Source organism: Bacillus paranthracis, from assembly GCF_001883995.1.
In the GTDB taxonomy this organism is placed as follows: domain Bacteria; phylum Bacillota; class Bacilli; order Bacillales; family Bacillaceae_G; genus Bacillus_A; species Bacillus_A paranthracis.
Genome location: NZ_MACE01000027.1, coordinates 19,602 through 38,208 on the forward strand (window position 1 = coordinate 19,602; position 18,607 = coordinate 38,208).

At 33.2% G+C, this 18,607-nt stretch carries 17 protein-coding genes and 3 pseudogenes; 17 read left to right on the top strand and 3 right to left on the bottom strand.

The window, feature by feature from the left end; genetic code table 11:
- The first annotated feature begins 81 nt into the window (after window positions 1-81).
- Window positions 82-930, top strand: coding sequence for a P-loop NTPase family protein (locus BAQ46_RS11660; protein ID WP_000992226.1), 849 nt, complete (start codon window positions 82-84; stop codon window positions 928-930).
- Window positions 931-1,122: 192 nt separating this feature from the next.
- Here the strand turns inward: BAQ46_RS11660 and BAQ46_RS11665 are convergent, their stop codons facing one another.
- Complete coding sequence (locus BAQ46_RS11665; RefSeq protein WP_001997685.1) at window positions 1,123-1,563, bottom strand: hypothetical protein; 441 nt, start codon at window positions 1,561-1,563, stop codon at window positions 1,123-1,125.
- A 233-nt stretch (window positions 1,564-1,796) separates the two neighbouring features.
- Between BAQ46_RS11665 and BAQ46_RS11670 the strand changes: the two genes are divergently transcribed.
- Window positions 1,797-3,422, top strand: a complete 1,626-nt coding sequence (locus BAQ46_RS11670) for an ABC-F family ATP-binding cassette domain-containing protein (RefSeq protein WP_000633868.1) — start codon at window positions 1,797-1,799, stop codon at window positions 3,420-3,422.
- A gap of 518 nt (window positions 3,423-3,940) precedes the next feature.
- Window positions 3,941-5,914, top strand: coding sequence for a lipoteichoic acid synthase (gene ltaS / locus BAQ46_RS11680; protein ID WP_000808752.1), 1,974 nt, complete (start codon window positions 3,941-3,943; stop codon window positions 5,912-5,914).
- A 56-nt stretch (window positions 5,915-5,970) separates the two neighbouring features.
- Here the strand turns inward: ltaS and BAQ46_RS11685 are convergent, their stop codons facing one another.
- Complete coding sequence (locus BAQ46_RS11685) at window positions 5,971-6,645, bottom strand: TerC family protein (protein WP_000346935.1); 675 nt, start codon at window positions 6,643-6,645, stop codon at window positions 5,971-5,973.
- A gap of 305 nt (window positions 6,646-6,950) precedes the next feature.
- Here BAQ46_RS11685 and BAQ46_RS11690 point away from each other — a divergent pair, with 305 nt between their 5' ends.
- From BAQ46_RS11690 to BAQ46_RS11705, 4 genes are all read left to right on the top strand, one after another.
- Window positions 6,951-9,056, top strand: a complete 2,106-nt coding sequence (locus BAQ46_RS11690) for a BglG family transcription antiterminator (protein ID WP_071741959.1) — start codon at window positions 6,951-6,953, stop codon at window positions 9,054-9,056.
- A gap of 13 nt (window positions 9,057-9,069) precedes the next feature.
- Complete coding sequence (locus BAQ46_RS11695; protein ID WP_000757318.1) at window positions 9,070-9,339, top strand: PTS sugar transporter subunit IIB; 270 nt, start codon at window positions 9,070-9,072, stop codon at window positions 9,337-9,339.
- A gap of 24 nt (window positions 9,340-9,363) precedes the next feature.
- Window positions 9,364-10,635 carry a PTS ascorbate transporter subunit IIC gene (ulaA, locus tag BAQ46_RS11700; RefSeq protein ID WP_000459665.1) on the top strand — a complete coding sequence of 424 codons (1,272 nt, stop codon included), beginning with the start codon at window positions 9,364-9,366 and terminating at the stop codon, window positions 10,633-10,635.
- 154 nt (window positions 10,636-10,789) lie between these two features.
- Complete coding sequence (locus tag BAQ46_RS11705) at window positions 10,790-11,215, top strand: WapI family immunity protein (RefSeq protein ID WP_000575898.1); 426 nt, start codon at window positions 10,790-10,792, stop codon at window positions 11,213-11,215.
- A gap of 38 nt (window positions 11,216-11,253) precedes the next feature.
- Here BAQ46_RS11705 and BAQ46_RS11710 read toward each other — a convergent pair whose 3' ends face one another.
- The gene (locus tag BAQ46_RS11710; RefSeq protein WP_000551424.1) at window positions 11,254-12,081 is read right to left on the bottom strand and encodes a peptidoglycan-N-acetylglucosamine deacetylase; all 828 of its coding nucleotides are present in this window, start codon (window positions 12,079-12,081) and stop codon (window positions 11,254-11,256) included.
- A 222-nt stretch (window positions 12,082-12,303) separates the two neighbouring features.
- Between BAQ46_RS11710 and BAQ46_RS11715 the strand changes: the two are divergent.
- From BAQ46_RS11715 to BAQ46_RS11765, 10 genes and pseudogenes are all read left to right on the top strand, one after another.
- Window positions 12,304-12,468 (top strand): annotated as a pseudogene (locus tag BAQ46_RS11715) (hydrolase); the annotation flags it as partial.
- A gap of 191 nt (window positions 12,469-12,659) precedes the next feature.
- On the top strand, window positions 12,660-13,049 hold the full coding sequence (locus BAQ46_RS11720; RefSeq protein WP_071741960.1) for a VOC family protein: 390 nt from the start codon (window positions 12,660-12,662) through the stop codon (window positions 13,047-13,049).
- Window positions 13,050-13,168: 119 nt separating this feature from the next.
- A pseudogene (locus BAQ46_RS11725) lies at window positions 13,169-13,671 on the top strand (pyridoxal-phosphate dependent enzyme); the annotation flags it as partial.
- A gap of 222 nt (window positions 13,672-13,893) precedes the next feature.
- Window positions 13,894-14,577, top strand: a complete 684-nt coding sequence (locus BAQ46_RS11730) for a DNA alkylation repair protein (RefSeq protein ID WP_000923436.1) — start codon at window positions 13,894-13,896, stop codon at window positions 14,575-14,577.
- 16 nt (window positions 14,578-14,593) lie between these two features.
- Window positions 14,594-15,295, top strand: coding sequence for a nucleotidyltransferase domain-containing protein (locus BAQ46_RS11735; protein ID WP_000646299.1), 702 nt, complete (start codon window positions 14,594-14,596; stop codon window positions 15,293-15,295).
- 15 nt (window positions 15,296-15,310) lie between these two features.
- A complete protein-coding gene (locus tag BAQ46_RS11740; protein WP_071741961.1) occupies window positions 15,311-15,856 on the top strand; it encodes a GNAT family N-acetyltransferase in 546 nt (181 codons plus the stop codon).
- 34 nt (window positions 15,857-15,890) lie between these two features.
- Window positions 15,891-16,391 carry a GNAT family N-acetyltransferase gene (locus BAQ46_RS11745; protein WP_071741962.1) on the top strand — a complete coding sequence of 167 codons (501 nt, stop codon included), beginning with the start codon at window positions 15,891-15,893 and terminating at the stop codon, window positions 16,389-16,391.
- Window positions 16,392-16,406: 15 nt separating this feature from the next.
- Window positions 16,407-17,080 (top strand): annotated as a pseudogene (locus BAQ46_RS31675) (DinB family protein).
- Window positions 17,081-17,149: 69 nt separating this feature from the next.
- On the top strand, window positions 17,150-18,088 hold the full coding sequence (locus BAQ46_RS11760; protein ID WP_071741963.1) for a DMT family transporter: 939 nt from the start codon (window positions 17,150-17,152) through the stop codon (window positions 18,086-18,088).
- Window positions 18,089-18,144: 56 nt separating this feature from the next.
- Window positions 18,145-18,546, top strand: coding sequence for a GNAT family N-acetyltransferase (locus BAQ46_RS11765; RefSeq protein WP_001053313.1), 402 nt, complete (start codon window positions 18,145-18,147; stop codon window positions 18,544-18,546).
- Window positions 18,547-18,607 lie beyond the last annotated feature (61 nt).

The following is an 18,607-nucleotide window of genomic DNA, read 5'->3' on the forward strand; positions in this document are numbered from 1 at the left end:
ATATTTTGAAGGAGTGATTGCAGTGGAGTAATTAATTTTTTAAATCTTGGTTAAATACTTTGAAGGAAGGGATTTATAAATATGAATGCAAAACTAATAATAGTAGAAGGTTTACCTGGATTCGGAAAATCGACCACTGCAAAGCTAATAAATGAAATTCTAAGCCAAAATAAAATTGAAGTTGAACTATTTTTAGAGGGGAATTTGAACCACCCCGCCGACTATGATGGTGTATCTTGTTTTAATAAATTTGAATTCGATAGATTAGTATCTAACAGTGGAGATTTTAAAGAAGTGCTTCTTAAAAGAGTTTTAAAAAAAGGAAGCAATTATTTATTACCATACAGAAAGATAAAAAATGAGTTTGGTGACCAGTTTTCGGACGAATTATGTAACGATATTTCAAGAAACGATATATATGAATTACCATTCGATAAAAATGTTGAATTAATTGCTGACAAATGGAATGACTTTGCTGAAATTGCTCTAGAAGATGATAAGGTTTATATTTTTGAATGTTGTTTCATACAAAACCCATTAACGATTGGGATGATTAAATACGGTGAACAAAAAGAAAAAATAATAAATTATGTAATGAAAGTTGCAAAAATCATAGAGAATCTAAATCCAATGTTATTCTATGTAGAACAAGATAATCTTGAACTTTCATTTAGGAAGGCATTAAAAGAAAGAACTCCAGAATGGTCTACAGGATTTGTCGACTATTACACGAACCAAGGCTATGGGAAAGAACATAACCATTCAGGTGTAGAAGGAACGATAAAAGTTCTTGAAGCTAGAAGGAATTTAGAGTTAGAAATATTTGATATGTTAAAAATGAACAAAGAAAAAATCAATAATACAAAATATGAAATTGACTCGTATAGGTCAATGTTAAAAGATAAGTTAATAATACAAATGGTGAAATAGCTTTTTACACTACCTGGTGCTTTAGTTGGAGAAGGAAATGAAAACGCTCAGAATATTTTCTGAGCGTTTTAGTTTGCTCTTTATAATACGAAACGTGGTGTGAAATGCATACAAATTATTGTGTTATTTATAATGGGTATTAACATTTTTCTCTCCCTAAATTGAACCCGTTCTTTTAAAAGGTGATTTTCCTTATTTTACAAACTTGTCCATCACATCTTTATATTTTACAAACTCTTCATCTTTCATATCGCCATTCATTTGTAGAAGAAAATTGCCTTTTGCGTGTGTATGAGAGAATAACATAGGAGCAGAATTTCCTAATTCATCGTAATATTTCTTTACTTTTTCTAGGTCTTCTTTCTTTGTAATTTCGAATAATCGACCGCCTTTATCTTCACCAAGAGCAGGTACGACAATACGCTTACCTTCTTTTCGAAGGTTACCAAATTCTTTTTGTGGAAGATCGGTTGGATTTTCTGCTTGGAGACCAGCATTTTTAAATTCAGTGATAATTGAATCGACAGTTACTTTCGTTTCTTTTTTCTCTTGTTTTGATTCAGTAGGTGTTTTTCCATTGTTATTACTACATGCAGTTAAGGAAATAAGAGATAAACATAATGCTCCAATCATAAATATTGTTTTCAAAATGAATCCCCCTTAAAGTGTGTATGTAACTTTAATATAATTAAAAACAAAGGTTTTATTCAAGTTTGGAAAGAAAGGAATAGCAATCAACCGTTGCTATTCATCCAGCTTCTACTATATAATAACTATAGTCTACAATAATTGAGTCGTAATATGCGATTTTTTAAGACAATCGGTGAGAAAACGCTGAAATAAGCGGTATTAGTAGGAGGACACAAATGATTACAGTAAGTAACGTTAGTTTGCGTTTCGCGGATCGCAAATTGTTTGAAGATGTTAACATAAAATTCACGCCAGGTAACTGCTACGGTTTAATCGGAGCAAACGGTGCTGGTAAATCAACATTTCTAAAGATTTTATCTGGAGAAATCGAACCATCAACAGGTGACATACATATTACGCCAGGTGAGCGTCTTGCAGTATTAAAACAGAACCACTTCGAATACGAAGAGTTCCCAGTATTAGAAACTGTAATTATGGGTCATACTCGTCTTTACAAAGTAATGCAAGAGAAAAATGCCATTTATATGAAAGAAGATTTTAGTGATGAAGATGGTATGCGTGCTGCTGAACTTGAAGGTGAGTTTGCTGAGCTGAACGGTTGGGAAGCTGAGTCAGAAGCTGCAATTCTTCTTAAAGGTTTAGGTATTGGTGAAGACCTTCATGATAAGAAAATGTCAGAATTAACTGGGGCAGAGAAAGTAAAAGTATTACTTGCTCAAGCTTTATTCGGTCAACCTGATATTCTATTACTAGATGAGCCTACCAACCACTTGGACTTAAAAGCGATTCAATGGTTAGAAAACTTCTTAATGAACTTTGAAAATACAGTTATCGTTGTATCCCATGACCGTCACTTCTTAAATAAAGTATGTACGCACATGGCTGATCTTGATTTCGGTAAAATTCAACTTTATGTTGGTAACTATGACTTCTGGTATGAGTCAAGCCAATTAGCTTTAAAATTAACACAAGATGCTAATAAGAAAAAAGAAGAGAAAGTAAAAGAGTTACAGAACTTCATTGCGCGCTTTAGCTCAAACGCATCTAAAGCGAAACAAGCAACTTCTCGTAAAAAATTATTAGATAAAATTACATTAGATGATATTAAGCCATCATCTCGTCGTTACCCATTCGTTGGCTTCACACCAGAACGTGAAGTAGGAAATGACTTATTAACTGTTGAAGGTCTTTCTAAAACAATTGATGGTGAAAAAGTGTTAGATAATGTGTACTTCACTTTAAATAAAGGTGATAAAGTTGCATTTATCGGTCGTAACGATATTGCGATGACGACATTATTTAAAATCCTTATGGGTGAAATGGAGCCAGATAGTGGTTCATTTAAATGGGGCGTTACAACATCTCAATCGTACTTCCCAAGAGATAACTCTAAATACTTTGAGAACAGTGACTACAACTTAGTTGAATGGTTACGTCAATTCTCTCCACAAGATGAGTCAGAAAGCTTCTTACGTGGTTTCTTAGGCCGTATGTTATTCTCAGGCGAAGAAGTTAAGAAGAACGTTTCAGTACTATCTGGAGGCGAAAAAGTTCGTTGTATGTTATCTAAAATGATGTTAAGTGGTGCAAACGTTATTACACTTGACGACCCAACGAACCACTTAGACCTTGAGTCTATCACTGCATTAAACAATGGTTTAATTGCATTTAAAGGTACAATTTTATTCACATCACATGACCATCAGTTCGTACAAACAATTGCAAACCGCATTATCGAAGTAACGCCAAACGGTGTAATCGATAAAGAGGCTACTTACGATGAGTTCTTAGAAAATGAAGAACTTCAAAAACAAGTAGATGCAATGTACAAAGGTCAATAATAAATGATGAAAACCCTCGCTCTCGTTTTGAGAGCGAGGGTTTTTTTATAAATTGTATTTTATGGATTGTGAATAATTATTCAAAAATAATTTTATTGAAGGAAAGAGATTTGAATGTTGTACATAGAAGAATGGCTGAAGCATAAATAACTGACGAAATATAATATACATTAAAAAATAAATGTTATCTATTGTGAATTTAATTATATTACATTAATGTTCCAGAACTGGAGACATATTTATTTGCGAAGTAGGGAATAAAGGTATATAGTATGTGATGTCATAATTAGTGGATGAATCTTGGGAGAAAACAGAAAATGTTACAAATTTATTTTGTTAAATAGAAACCAAGGTCAAAATGTATAGAAAGAAATAGTTGAATAAATACTAGCTTCAAATTATAATTACTAGTATTCTTCATATAGTTAAATAAATAGAATCTATTTGAAGATAAAAAATTGAATAGAGAGACAGACTTATAAAAAAATAAGCCTTGGATGATCAAAAGAGGTGGAGAAATGAAACAATTCTTATTAAAGAGCAAAAGCGTGCTAAGTAATCATTTTGGATTCTTTCTGTTTGCCGTTATTTTATTTTGGCTCAAAACATATGCGGCTTATGTAACAGAATTTAATTTAGGTATTTCAAATACAATCCAAAAATTCTTGCTGTTTTTCAACCCGCTTAGTTCAGCAGTTCTATTTTTAGGACTTGCATTATTTGCAAAAGGGAAACGATCTTATATTTGGTTAATTGTTATCAACTTGTTATTGTCGATTCTTTTATATGCAAACGTCGTATACTATCGCTTTTTCAGTGACTTTATTACGTTCCCGACGTTGACACAAACGAATAACTTTGGAGATTTAGGTGGTAGTATTGTTGCGTTGCTACATCTTTATGATCCGCTATACTTCTTAGATACAATTATTTTAATTGTGTTAGTTGCAACGAAATTTGCAAATCCAAAACCAATTCGTGTTGCGAAGCATAAAGTATCACTAGTATTTGTAGCAGGTATTTTATTATTCAGTGTTAACTTAGGACTTGCAGAATCTGACCGTCCTGAATTATTAACAAGAACGTTTGACCGAAATTATATTGTGAAATATTTAGGGGCGTATAACTACACAATTTATGATGGAATTCAAAGTGCGAAAGCATCAACGGAAAGAGCGTTAGCTGATGGAGATAATATGACAGAAGTAAGAAATTATTTAACATCAACTTATGCTAGTCCGAATCCTGAGTATTTCGGTAAAGGTAAGGGAATGAACGTAATTTATATTCATTTAGAGTCATTCCAAAACTTCTTAATTGATTATAAATTAAACGGTCAAGAAGTTACGCCGTTCTTAAACTCATTTACAAAAGATGCGAATACGCTTTATTTTGATAACTTCTTCCATCAAACAGGACAAGGGAAAACGTCTGATGCGGAGTTTATGTTAGAGAATTCTATGTTTGGTTTACCACAAGGGTCTGTATTTACAACGAAATCTCATAATACGTATCAATCAGCACCAGCAATTTTAGGACAACAAGGATACACATCAGCTGTATTCCATGGTAACTATAAAACATTTTGGAACCGTGACGATATTTATAAATCATTTGGTTTTAATAAATTCTTTGATGCTTCATACTATGATATGAACGAAAAAGATGTAGTAAACTATGGATTAAAAGATAAACCATTCTTTAATGAATCCATTCCGTTATTAGAAACATTGAAACAACCGTTCTATACGAAGTTTATTACGTTATCGAATCACTTCCCGTATCCGATTGATAAAGAGGAAGCGACAATTGAACCAGCAAACACAGGTGACTCGTCTGTAGATACGTATTTCCAAACAGCACGTTATTTAGACGAATCTGTAAAAGGTTTCATCGATTACTTGAAACAATCTGGTTTATACGATAATTCTATTATCGTTATGTACGGAGACCATTACGGTATTTCAGATAATCATAATGCAGCAATGTCAAAAGTAATGGGTAAAGAAATTAACTCATTTGAAAATGCACAGTTACAACGTGTACCATTTATCGTTCGTGTACCAGGTGTGAAAGGTGGCGTACAACATCAATATGGTGGTGAAATTGATGTTCTTCCAACTCTTTTACACTTACTAGGAACAGATACAAAAAATTATGTTCAATTTGGTTCAGATTTATTATCACCAGATCATAAACAAGTTGTTGCGTTCCGTAACGGCAACTTCGTAAGCCCAACAGTTACTGCATTAAACGGCAAATACTATGATACAACGACTGGAAAACCAGTAGAATTTACAGATGAAATAAAACAAAATGAACAAATGGTTCAAAACTCGTTAAAATACTCTGACCAAGTCGTAAATGGTGACTTATTACGATTCTACACACCGGAAGGATTTACACCGATAGATCGTTCGAAGTATAACTATAACAATCGTGATAAAAACAAAACGAAAGTAAAAACGACTCCGGAAGGGGAAGCTAAATAAATAACAAAAGGCACTATTCCTATGAATAGTGCCTTTTGTTTGTAAATAAAACATCATCATGAGATAGAACCATCTGTTGCTTTCTGTTTTGCCTTTCCGAAGAAAACTACACCGGCAATAATGATAATGATGAATGCCCATTTTATGAAAGGGTTACTTTCGAAAAATGCAGCGAACCATTTCTCGTCTACAATCATTTTCGCAGCGGTATAAGCTAAAACAGCTGCTCCAATCGTAATGATGATAGGATAACGGTCAACCCATTTTAAAATTAATGTACTGCCCCAAACTACTACTGGAATTGAAACTAATAGCCCGATGATTACTAAAGAAAAGTTGCCATGCGCAGCTCCAGCAACAGCGAGAACGTTATCAATTCCCATCAATGCATCAGCAATGATAATGGTTTTAATAGCAGACCAGAAACCTTCTTCCGCCTTAATATCGTGATCTTTGCCTTCAGCAATTAATTTGTAAGCGATCCATATAAGGAGTACACCACCAATTAGAAGTAGCCCTGGTATTTTTAACAACCAAACGACAACTAAAGTAGCGAGGGCTCTAATCGCGATTGCCCCGATAGTTCCCCATATAATAACTTTCTTTTGTTGATCTTTCGGTAATCGTCTTGCTGCTAACCCAATTACAATGGCATTATCACCTGCTAACACTAAATCAATTACAATAATGGCAAGTAAGGCTGACAAATACTCAGCTGAAAGGAAATCCATATACATATCACTCCTTAAGAGTAATATGTGCTAAGCTACTATACAGTATTAAAAATTCTGAGGGTAATATTCATGTTTTATTGAAAAGGAACATGAAGGGGAATAATAGCATTAAACATAAGCTTAAGAAATTTTCAAAGCACAATCTTTGCACTACAGAGAAACAAAAATTTGGACTTATATTTAGAAGCAATAATAGATATTATATTAATAGAAAGCGATTTCAAAAAATCTAATTTTGCAAAGTTAGTATCTATACTTGCAAGTCAATTAGTGAACAAGTATAGAAAGGGTGTACACCAAATATGATATTAGATACTCGAAGTATAAATATTTTGCAACAAATTATTCAAGCAGAGGATTATGTGTCTATAAATCAATTAATTGATGTGATTCAAGTTTCCAAACGAACGCTTTATTACGATATTAAGAAAATTGACGATTGGTTACAAGAGGAAGGATTACATTCTATTGAATATATACGACACTTAGGTTATTGCTTAAATAAAGAAACGAAACAAATGATAGTAAAAAAATTAAATGAGTGTATGAATAATCAATATGAATATTCTCCGAAAGAAAGAAAAATATGGTTAATATTATATTTACTAATACAGGAAAAAAGAATTTTATTGAAAGACTTAATAAATCTTTTGCAGGTAAGTCGTAATACTGTACTTGCAGATTTGAAAAAGCTAAAAGTAGAGTTGAATAAGTATAATTTATCTTTACATTCTTTTCGTAAGGAAGGCTATCAAATTGTTGGAAATGAACAGAGTAAACGAAATTTATTAATTTTAAGCCTCTCTCAAATTATTTCTCAAAATGGCTGGGAGTATTTAATATCACAAGTAAATTATATTATGAGTGATATGGGAAGTGAAACAGATACACTTGCAAGAGAAACATTGTATATTATAAAAAAAATTCTTGCGAATTGTGAAGAGTTTTTAGGTGTCCAATATACAGATGAGGTACTAGAAAATTTAAGCGTTTACATGTATTTGTTCCATAGACGTATTCTAAAAGGTAAGTGCGTCGAGATGGAAGAAGCTGAAAAAAATGTTCTGAAAGATTCAAAGCAATTTGAAGCTGCGAAATATATAGCAAAGCAGTTTGAACGAGCGTTTGTTGTCAAATTTCCAATAGATGAAATCTATTATATTACGACTCATTTGCTAGGTGCAAAAGTAAATTATCAGGAAAATGTTTATGAGAAAAATAACATGGATGAAATACATTCAATTGTTGACTGTATGATTAAAGATTTTCAACACTATGCTTGTGTTTTATTTCAAGACTTTAATGGGTTGTTTACAGATCTATATTTGCATATGAAACCTGCATTTTATCGTGTGAAGTATGGAATAGAAATTGAAAACCCATTACGAAATACAATTCAAGAAAATTATGAAGAGGTATATTTTCTTACGAAAAAGGTAATTCATCATTTTGAAGAATATGTGAGAAAATCTGTTTCCGATGATGAAATTGCGTATGTTACTATGCATTTTGGAGCTTGGATGAGGAAAGAGGGAATCGTTCCCAATCCACGAAAAACAGCATTACTTGTTTGTCCAAATGGCATTGGCACATCACGTATGTTGCAGTATCAATTAGAGAAGTTATTTTCAAACATAGATATATTAAATGCAATTTCAAAACGGGAATATGAATCAAATACATTTGATGTAGATTGTATAATTACGACTACTGAAATTGAAAAAGGGAATGTGCCGGTTTTTAAGGTGAATCCAATTTTATCGGATTCTGAAAAAGCAGCTCTATTAAGAAAAGTAAATGGAGTATTGTATGGAGAGAATCAAAAAGATTCTGTGAATTTAGTGATGGGGATAATTCAAAAATATGCTGACGTAGTGGATGAAGAATCTTTAAAAAGAGAACTGATTGAATTTATGAGTGGTCCGGCGTATTTTGAGAAGGAGGAGAAGTATAAACCAATGTTAAACGAACTTTTAACTAGAGAATTTATTCAGCTTGAAGATCGTGTTGATAATTGGAAAGATGCGATAAGATTAGCGGCTGATCCGTTATTACAAAATCAATACATCTTTAAAGAATATATCAATGAAATGATTGTAAATGTAGAAAAATTAGGTCCTTATATTGTTATTGCACCTAAAATTGCAATACCTCATGCTCGCCCGGAAGCAGGGGTCAAAAAATTGGGGATGAGTTTATTACAACTAAAAGAAAGTGTTCTATTTTCAGAAAAACAAGAGCATGCTGCAAATTTAATTATTGTATTGGCAGCGATTGATAATGAGACACACTTGAAAGCATTAGCACAATTAAGTGAGATGTTATCGGATCCGAAAAATGTGGAAATGTTAATTCATTCAAATTCAATAGATGAAATGCTAAAAATGATAGCTAAATATTCTAATTAAAGGGGAGATTAAAATGAAAAAAGTATTAGTTGTATGTGGAAATGGATTAGGAAGTAGTTTTATTGTAGAAATGAATGTGAAGAAAATTTTAAGTGAATTAGGATTACAAGCAGAAGTATCACACACAGATTTAGCATCAAGTAAATCAGAACAAGCAGATCTATATTTAGGTTCGAAGGATATTATTTGTAACCTTGAAGATGGTAATCGAACAGTTGCTGGATTAACGAATATTTTAGATTTAAATGAAATTAGAGAAGCATTACAAAAACACCTAATGTAGTAACAATGAAGGGGGAGTAGTGCTATGTTTGATATAATTATGAAGGATATTTTAGGACAACCCGCAATATTAGTCGGATTATTTGCTATGTGTGGTTTACTACTGCAAAAGAAAAATTTTGCTGATACGGTTTCAGGGACTTTAAAAACAATTATGGGCTTCGTAGTTTTAGGAGGCGGAGCCACTATATTAATAGGAGCTTTAGATGTTTTTGGTAAAATATTTGATAAAGCATTCCATATTAAAGGGATTATACCAAATAATGAAGCTGTAGTTGCAATAGCACAGCAAACATTAGGAAAAGAAACAGCGTTAATTATGGTATTCGGTATGATTGTGAATTTACTAATTGCACGTTTTACAAAATTTAAATATGTGTTTTTAACTGGTCATCATACATTATTCATGGCATGTTTAATTTCAGCGGTATTTTCAACTACCGGAATGAAAGGTGCTACATTAGTTACTGTTGGATCAATCATTTTAGGGTCACTCATGGTGATTTTTCCAGCATTATTACAACCATATGTTAGAAAAATTACAGGAATGGATGATATCGCAATCGGTCATTTTGGATCAGTTGGATACTTAGCGGCAGGGTTTGTTGGGAGTAAATTTGGAAATAAGGATAAATCAACAGAACAAATTAAAGTACCTAAGTCACTAGGGTTTTTACGTGATACATCAGTTTCTATGTCATTAACGATGGCTGTATTATTCTTTATTGTTGCACCATTTGCGGGTAAGGAGTTTATCGAAACGGAATTAAGTAACGGACAAAATTATCTTGTGTATTCTTTCATGCAAGCAATTACATTTGCAGCAGGAGTATATATTATTTTAGCGGGTGTCCGCATGTTAATTGCAGAAATAGTACCTGCATTTAAAGGGATTGCAGATAAACTTGTACCAAATGCAAAACCAGCGTTAGATTGTCCAACAATCTTCCCATTTGCACCAAATGCAGTTATTATTGGCTTTTTAACAAGTTTTATCGCTGGATTACTTTCCATGTTTATACTTCCATTTATCGGTTTAAGTGTAATAGTGCCAGGGTTAATTCCTCACTTCTTCACAGGAGCAACAGCAGCTGTATTCGGTAATGCAACTGGAGGAAGACGAGGAGCAATACTAGGAGCTTTTGTAAATGGATTACTAATTTCATTCCTACCAGCAATATTATTACCTATATTAGGTGGATTAGGATTTGAGAATACAACATTTGGTGATTCTGATTTTGCAGTTGTAGGTATTTTAATTAGTGAAATTGTGAAGTTAGTAGGATATATTTTTTAATAGATAAGATGAAAAAGACTTGGATTCTTGTAAGGAATGCAAGTCTTTTTTATTATCTTATTAATGAATTTAAAAATTATGATAAAATAATTTGAAAAACATTATTAAATATTAATTGGATAGTCTCTATACTTGAATAATAAGGAGGTAATTTATGATTTTTTTTAATGAAATTGTATCATTACATTTAGAAGCTGTAAAATACGAGTTTAACAATGCATTTGATACATTTGATCGTAATTGGCTAATAATAAAAGTGAAACTTTCAGAGGGAAATAAAGTTTTTGAAACGATGGATCCTTTTTTACAAACTAGCGAATTACAACACATGAAAGAATGGTTTCAGACATTACCGAATCCTACGTATACCCGACTAGACTTCATAGAACCTAATCTGTCGTTTGAATTTATAGGAGAAAAAGAAGAGATATTTCAAATTATAGTTCGTTTATCTATAGAACTAAATCCTTCATGGTGTAAAGAAGAAGAGTACGAATTTTGTATTACTATTACGCAAGAGGATAGAAAAAATATTATTCGTTTGATTGAAGAACAACAAATAAAATTTCCAAAACGATAAAAAAGACTTGATATCCTAAAGGAAATCAAGTCTTTTTATTACATACGATTATCGTGCCAGAAGTTTAATGGGAAGTGTTCGTTCTCACTATAGGCTTCTAATTCATATCCTTTTTCTTTCAGCCCTTTAATAATACCAGGTACTGCTTTTACGGACTGTGGATGAATGTCGTGCATAAGGATAACTTCTGTTGGCTTGTTTGCACCATTAATAACGTTTTCTACAATTTTAGCTGATGCAGCGTCAACCGGCATTTTGTTATATCTCCAGTCTAATGAATCAATTGTCCAATCCCAAACTTTTAGCCCATTCTCAACAACTTTGTTGCGAAGCGCTTCGTTTAATCCTGGCATTGAGCCGTAAGAAGGACGAGTTAATACTGGTGATTTACCTAGAACGCCAGCGATTAATCCTTGATCTTCTTTCATCTCATCTACGTAATGACCTTCTGTGTAAAGTTTCTTGTAGTTATGAGTCATACTGTGCATCCCAACGTAGTGGCCTTCAGCATCTTCACGCTTTACAAGATCAGGAAAAGCTTTTACATTTGAACCAATAAGGAAGAATGTTGCTTTTGCATTTTCTTTCTTTAACATATCTAAAAGCTCAGCTGTGTATTTTCCAGGACCATCATCAAATGTTAAATAAGCTACTTTTCTAACTTGCCCATTGTATTGTTTTGGAGCTTCTTTCGGTGCAAGAGACGATTGAATTTCACTTACAAGTTGAACAGATTTTGCTTCATCCTCTGTACTTGCTAGAGCAGTATGTGTTGATCCTAAAGCCGCTTCGTATGTAAATAATACCCCCGCGCAAATCAAAATAGCCCTTTTCACTAAAGTTGTCATTCGAATTCCATTGTGCATAATTTTCCTTCTCTCTATAAAAGTTCTACTCTACTATATTAGCAATTATAGGGAGGTAATTGCAAAAAAACTTTTTTACAAGTGCAAAAAAGTTTGTCCAAAAGTATGCAAGATTTCATACTTTCGTATCACTTCATTTTCGTTCCAATTATTGATTCGAATATTTTTGTTTTTTATTAAGATATTGGTAAAGAAACAATGAAATGAAAAGGGAGGGGGAATATGGCTAATTATATTTGCAATACATGTGGAGTACAGTATTCCTAAAATGAAGAAGCACCTTCTCGTTGGAAAATTTGTAATGAAGAAAGACAATATGTGAATCCAATTGGACAGTCATGGACAACATTAGAAACTATGCAAAATAGCAATTTATACAAAAAGGAAGAAATGTTTATTTTATCTTGATATCCATATAATTAATTTTATATGAATTTAATACTAAAGGCCTACTATTTATAAACTAATAGGCCTTTCAACTTAAGTAGTTCTCACACTAATGAGGGATGTTAAAGGAAATATATGTTACCTATAATAATAACTGTAAATATTTGGAAAATGAAAAGGAGGAGATTTGCATGAAGAATTGGGTTCAATTTAGAATTGCAAGACCAACAGATAAATTTGAAGAAGTTATATGTTTTTATGAGACGGGGTTAGGATTAAAGCGTATAGGAGAATTTCACAATCATGAAGGATATGATGGAGTTATGTTTGGATTACCGGATGCCGAGTATCATTTGGAGTTTACAACGCATGTTAACGGAAGTCCCTGTCCGGCACCGACAAAAGATAATTTACTAGTTTTTTATATGCCTAATAAAGATGAAATTGAAAAAATAGTGAATCGATTAAGCAATATGGGCTATCATGAGGTGGAACCAGAAAATCCGTATTGGATAGAGAAAGGAATCACAATAGAGGATCCAGATGGTTGGAGAATTGTGCTAATGAACGCATTTGAATAAAGAAGCTCTTTTCGTATGTAATGAAGTGTAACAAAATGATTGAGTCATAAATCCCTACAGCATTTGTAGGGATTTTTATATAAGAAGATTTAGTTAAGGGAGTTATTAAAAAGTATAGAGTATTAAGTCATATAGAAGGTACAGGCCAAGAAATTATTGTACAAATGAATGGGAAACCAATTCATGCATGGGTAGCATCTGCTGGTATTGGTGGAACTCTAATGGGGGGGTATAAAGCAGTAAAGAATTATACAAAAAAATTGAGCTACATTTAGTAATGCCTGCTGAATTGCCTTATGGTTCTGAACAACCACCAAATGATTTAAAGAAATATGCTGGATCAGGTGGGTTCGGCTTAGGAAGGAAACAGGAAGACAATTTGATAGAAAAACAATGGACTTATTCATATGAAGAGACCTTGTATGAAATGGCGCGTTTTTATAATGAAACTAGTATGAAAATAGGAACGTCTGCGGCAGCGAATTTATTAGCCGCTAAACAAATTGGGAGAGAAAAAGGTTCGGATTTTAATGTAGTTACAGTTTTTCCAGACGCAGGGTCCATAGAAGAGTGGTCAGATGTAAAGAGCTTACCAAAAATAAGGAGAGAATCAAACCATTAAAAGTTCTTTCATATTCTATTTCTTACACTATAGGAAATCGATGAAACGAAAACCTGTATATGTAAAATGTACAGGTTTTTCGTAGTGGTTTTAGATGTTTGTAGCAACTAAAAAATTTCACATACCGTATTTAAAAAATAAATATAGGAAAACCAAAAAGTAATGTAGAATATATCGTACATACATATATGAAGTCAATAGAAAAGATAAAGAGGTGGGCATATGTTACTTGAAGAAGTAATGCAGCAACTAGAGGAATATGGAACAGAACAAAATCGTAAAACGTATAAAAACCATGGGGCGAAAGAGCCTCTATTCGGAGTTAGTTTTGCTAATTTAAAATTGTTAAAAAAGAAGATAAAAAAAGATCATGATTTAGCAATTTCATTATGGGAAACAAAAAATATGGATGCAATGACTTTAGCAACAATGATATTAGATCCAAAAAAAGTTACGACAGAACTACTAAATAAATGGGTACAGGAAGTTGATTATTATTGTTTAATGGACGTTTTAATGACGGCTATTTGTACGTCGCCAATCGCGATAGAAAGAATGGAAGACTGGACAAAGTCTGATGATGAATGGATTGGAAGAGCAGGCTGGTCTTTATTAGCAAATATAGCGATTAAAAATAAAACGTTACAAGATGATTTCTTCTCTCCTTATCTAGAAGAAATTAAAGTAAATATACATAATGAAAAAAATAGAAAAAAAGAAGCAATGAATAGTGCTTTAATTGCGATAGGAATTCGTAATGAAGACTTAGAGCGAAAAGCGATTGAAATTGCACGTGAAATTGGAAAAGTACACGTTGATCACGGAGCAACGTCATGCAAAACACCAGACGCAGAGTCGTATATAAAAAAAGCGAGAGAAAGAGCTGCAAAAAAGAAAGTGAAATAAGAAAAGGGGAACGGTTATGAAAGCAATGGAAGCGGCAAAAAGCATCATTACATCACACTTTCCGGATTGTGATGTAGCCTTACTTGGAGGAAGCGTTGCAAGAGGGGAAGCGACAAAAACATCTGATCTGGACATTGTAATAATAGATCCTAGTTTGTCATCTTGTTATAGAGAATCTTTCTATAGTAATGGATGGCCAGTTGAGGTATTTGTACATAATTTTGAAACGTTAAAAACCTTTTTTAAAATGGATTGTGATCGCGGAAGACCTTCGTTACCACAGTTAGTTGCAGAAGGTGTTGTATTAAAAGGGGAAGATGAAATTGTTGAGAAATTAAAAAGCGAAGCGAATGAGTTACTAAATAAAGGACCAGCTAAATGGACTGAAGAAATGATGAAGCAGAAGCGTTATTTTATTACAGATACTTTGGATGATTTTATTGGTGCATCAAAAAGAGAAGAAGAGTTGTTTATCGCGAATTTATTAGCTGATTTATTACATGAATATGTATTAAGAGTAAATGGGAAATGGCTTGGAAGTTCAAAATGGTTTATAAGGGTACTTAGAAAATATGATGAACAATACGCAGATCAATTTGTAGTGGCGTTCGATCATTTTTATACAACGGGAGAGAAAATAAAATTAATTACTTTTGTAGAAAAAACGCTAGAACAGTATGGAGGAAGAATGTTCGAAGGGTTTTGTATAGGAAAGTAAAAAGGGGATAATACAATGAATATACCATTCGTTCAATTAAGAGAACTGACACTAGATGATGTAGAAGACCGATATCAATGGTCATTAGATACAAAAGTAACAAAACATTTAGTTGTACCAGATCAATATCCACCGTTCGCTCGTGAAGATACGAAAAAATGGATTGAAGCATGTATAAATCGAAAAAATGGTTACGAACAAAGAGCTATCACGGCAGAGAACGGCCTACATATTGGATGGGTAGATCTTAAAAACTTTGATAAAACAAATAAAAATGCAGAATTGGGAATCGCGATTGGTAATAAAGAATACTGGGGTAAAGGGTATGGAATAGCTGCCCTATATAGTATGTTACATGTAGCATTCTTTGAATTTGAATTAGAAAAAGTATGGCTACGTGTAGATGAAGATAATTTTCAAGCTAGAAAGAGCTATGAAAAGGCTGGTTTTGTATGCGAAGGGTTAATGAGAAATGATCGATTACGTAGAGGTCAGTTCATTCATCGCTATCGTTATAGTATGTTAAGAGAAGAATATCAATCTTTAATTAGTAGTTTATAAAAATGTTATGTTAACTAAAAGGGGATAGAGAAATATGATTCGATTACTTACGAAAGAAGATGCAAAAAAATATTGGGACTTACGTTTACAAGCATTACAAGTAAATCCAGAGGCATTTGTAACAACTTATGAAGAGGCGATTCACCAAGAAAATCCGATTAAGCGAGTGGAAAGTAATTTAACAGCTGCTACTAGTTGTACATTTGGTGCTTTTAATGAAGATCATCAATTAGTTGGAGTTGTTACTTTACTAACAGAAGAGAAAGAGGCGTATAAACATAAAGGCCATATCGTTGCGATGTATGTAGATGCAAGCAATCGAAGAAGTGGCCTTGCACGTGAGTTAATACGTAAAGCAATCGAAAAAGCAAGAGAAATGAACTTGGAACAATTGACATTAGGTGTTGTATCCACAAACGTGCCAGCAAAAAGGTTGTATGAATCAATAGGCTTTAAAACGTATGGGATTGAAAAGAGAGCTATAAAGATGAATGGTGTGTATAGTGATGATGAACATATGGTTTTGTTCCTTTAAAAGAGGGAGTTTACTATGAAAGATCTCTATTTAGAAAAAAATATGAACCCGCAAGTAGCAATTCTATATGCGACAGTTGCCGATACATTTAAACGGTTGCAAAAGTTAGTAGAGGGTACCGATGAGAAAGAACTGTCTTTTAAAGGGTTAAAAAATAATGAAAATAGTATTGGACAACTACTTCAACATTTAGCAGTTGTCGATTTGCATTGGGTATACCGCTTAAAAGGAGAACCCGTTCCACTGGCACTTGATAATATATATGGACCTATGTTAAATGAAGCAGGAGAGCTGCCCAGTTTAAGAAAACATACATTGCAACAATTAATGCAAGATTATGAAGCAGTGCAACATATGTTTTATGAGGAATGTTTGAAACTAACCGAAAATGATTTAACACGAGAGGTTTTTTATCCGACTTTAATGGGCAGTAAGACCCCCACCTCAAAATGCAGCGAAAGCAAAGAAGTTAGGTGGGGGATCAACTGCCCATAAAAGTCCGATTGGTTCAACTAATAATCAGTGGGGGATGAACAAAACCCCCACTGATTAAAGTTTCACTTTATGAAAAGGGAGAAAATGTGACTATAAGGTGGGGAATATGGCATATAGCTGATCATAATCGGTACCATCAAGCTCATATTAGTCAGTTAAGAAAACTATATAGAGCTAGAATGCATACGAGATAAAGATTTCGAATTTTAATTATATTTAATTTGTTGTATAGTATAAGAAGAAACTAAACAAGGGGTTTTATAATGAAAGCTATTGCAGTAGGGATATTGGCATCATTTTTCTTTGCCTTTACCTTCGTTTTAAATCGGGCAATGGACCTAGAAGGTGGAAGCTGGATTTGGAGTGCATCATTACGGTACTACTTTATGGTTCCAATGCTTTTACTTATTGTCATGTATAGAGGGAATTTAAAGCAACTCTTTCAATATATGAAAAACAATCCGAAAGAATGGTTAGTTTGGAGTATCGTTGGATTTGGTCTCTTCTATGCACCACTTAGTTTTGCCGGAGCTTTTGGACCTGGTTGGCTCGTTGCATCAACATGGCAAATTACAATCGTCGCAGGGATTTTATTAACACCATTTTTTGCGGTAGATCCGTTACATAAAAAACTCCCAATGAAGGAGTTAGTTATGTCGGGTATTATTTTATGCGGTGTTGTACTTATGCAAGTAGAACATGCTTCTTCATTAGGAATTCGTGAAACTGTTTTATGTGTCGTTCCTGTACTTATTGCAGCGTTTGCGTACCCTCTTGGAAATCGAAAAATGATGCAAGTTTGTAAAGGGGAATTAGATGTATTTCAGCGAGTTCTCGGTATGACATTAGCAAGCTTACCATTTTGGTTTTTACTATCTGGTTATGAAGTATCAACAAGTGGTCTACCGTCAAGTAGCCAAGTTTTCCAATGTTTTATTGTAGCAGTTAGTTCTGGCTTAATCGCAACGGTATTATTCTTCTTTGCAACAGATCTTGTAAAAGATGATCCGCAAAAACTAGCAACAGTGGAAGCAACTCAGTCCGGTGAGGTTTTATTTGCGCTAGTAGGAGAACTTATCTTGTTATCTGCACCAATTCCGTCATCTTTATCTTGGATTGGTATGAGTCTCGTTATTATTGGAATGATACTACATAGTTATGTAGCGGTCGTTGTGAAGAAAGAAGAAAAAATAACGGCGTAATGAGATTAGCTCTTTATATAAAGAGCTAATCTTTTTTCATAGAAAGGAATGATGATATGAATTTGCAACGCGTTGAACAAATTGAGAAAGATCCCATTTTAAATGTACTACAGTATGCAGTCGGACCAAGTGAAACTAGCTTAAAGAAAGCAGTTTTATTTTATGAAAGGAATAAAGCGACTTTGCATAGATATGAAGAAAAGGCTTGCATAGGTATTGAAATAATTGGAGCAAAGAAAGCGAGAATTTGTCATATAGCAGTCGTTCCACAATATCGTCATAATGGAATTGCGTGGCAAATGATAAAGGAAGTATTAAGAATGCATCAATTGATGTATCTAGAGGCAGAGACAGACGATGAAGCGGTAGAATTTTATAAAAAAATTGGTTTTCAGGTTAAAAGTTTAGGAGAAAAATATCCGGGGGTTGAAAGGTTTTGTTGTTATTTGGAAATGTAGTATAAAAATATATAAATATACATCTTATGTTTAGTTTGAAAAAAGTGATATTTACATTATA

Excerpts from the sequence above, each read along its gene's own strand:
- BAQ46_RS11660 (WP_000992226.1), top strand. The coding sequence starts at position 82 with ATGAATGCAAAACTAATAATAGTAGAAGGTTTACCTGGATTCGGAAAA.
- BAQ46_RS11665 (WP_001997685.1), bottom strand. The coding sequence starts at position 1,563 with ATGATTGGAGCATTATGTTTATCTCTTATTTCCTTAACTGCATGTAGT.
- BAQ46_RS11670 (WP_000633868.1), top strand. The coding sequence starts at position 1,797 with ATGATTACAGTAAGTAACGTTAGTTTGCGTTTCGCGGATCGCAAATTG.
- ltaS (WP_000808752.1), top strand. The coding sequence starts at position 3,941 with ATGAAACAATTCTTATTAAAGAGCAAAAGCGTGCTAAGTAATCATTTT.
- BAQ46_RS11685 (WP_000346935.1), bottom strand. The coding sequence starts at position 6,645 with ATGGATTTCCTTTCAGCTGAGTATTTGTCAGCCTTACTTGCCATTATT.
- BAQ46_RS11690 (WP_071741959.1), top strand. The coding sequence starts at position 6,951 with ATGATATTAGATACTCGAAGTATAAATATTTTGCAACAAATTATTCAA.
- BAQ46_RS11695 (WP_000757318.1), top strand. The coding sequence starts at position 9,070 with ATGAAAAAAGTATTAGTTGTATGTGGAAATGGATTAGGAAGTAGTTTT.
- ulaA (WP_000459665.1), top strand. The coding sequence starts at position 9,364 with ATGTTTGATATAATTATGAAGGATATTTTAGGACAACCCGCAATATTA.
- BAQ46_RS11705 (WP_000575898.1), top strand. The coding sequence starts at position 10,790 with ATGATTTTTTTTAATGAAATTGTATCATTACATTTAGAAGCTGTAAAA.
- BAQ46_RS11710 (WP_000551424.1), bottom strand. The coding sequence starts at position 12,081 with ATGCACAATGGAATTCGAATGACAACTTTAGTGAAAAGGGCTATTTTG.
- BAQ46_RS11720 (WP_071741960.1), top strand. The coding sequence starts at position 12,660 with ATGAAGAATTGGGTTCAATTTAGAATTGCAAGACCAACAGATAAATTT.
- BAQ46_RS11730 (WP_000923436.1), top strand. The coding sequence starts at position 13,894 with ATGTTACTTGAAGAAGTAATGCAGCAACTAGAGGAATATGGAACAGAA.
- BAQ46_RS11735 (WP_000646299.1), top strand. The coding sequence starts at position 14,594 with ATGAAAGCAATGGAAGCGGCAAAAAGCATCATTACATCACACTTTCCG.
- BAQ46_RS11740 (WP_071741961.1), top strand. The coding sequence starts at position 15,311 with ATGAATATACCATTCGTTCAATTAAGAGAACTGACACTAGATGATGTA.
- BAQ46_RS11745 (WP_071741962.1), top strand. The coding sequence starts at position 15,891 with ATGATTCGATTACTTACGAAAGAAGATGCAAAAAAATATTGGGACTTA.
- BAQ46_RS11760 (WP_071741963.1), top strand. The coding sequence starts at position 17,150 with ATGAAAGCTATTGCAGTAGGGATATTGGCATCATTTTTCTTTGCCTTT.
- BAQ46_RS11765 (WP_001053313.1), top strand. The coding sequence starts at position 18,145 with ATGAATTTGCAACGCGTTGAACAAATTGAGAAAGATCCCATTTTAAAT.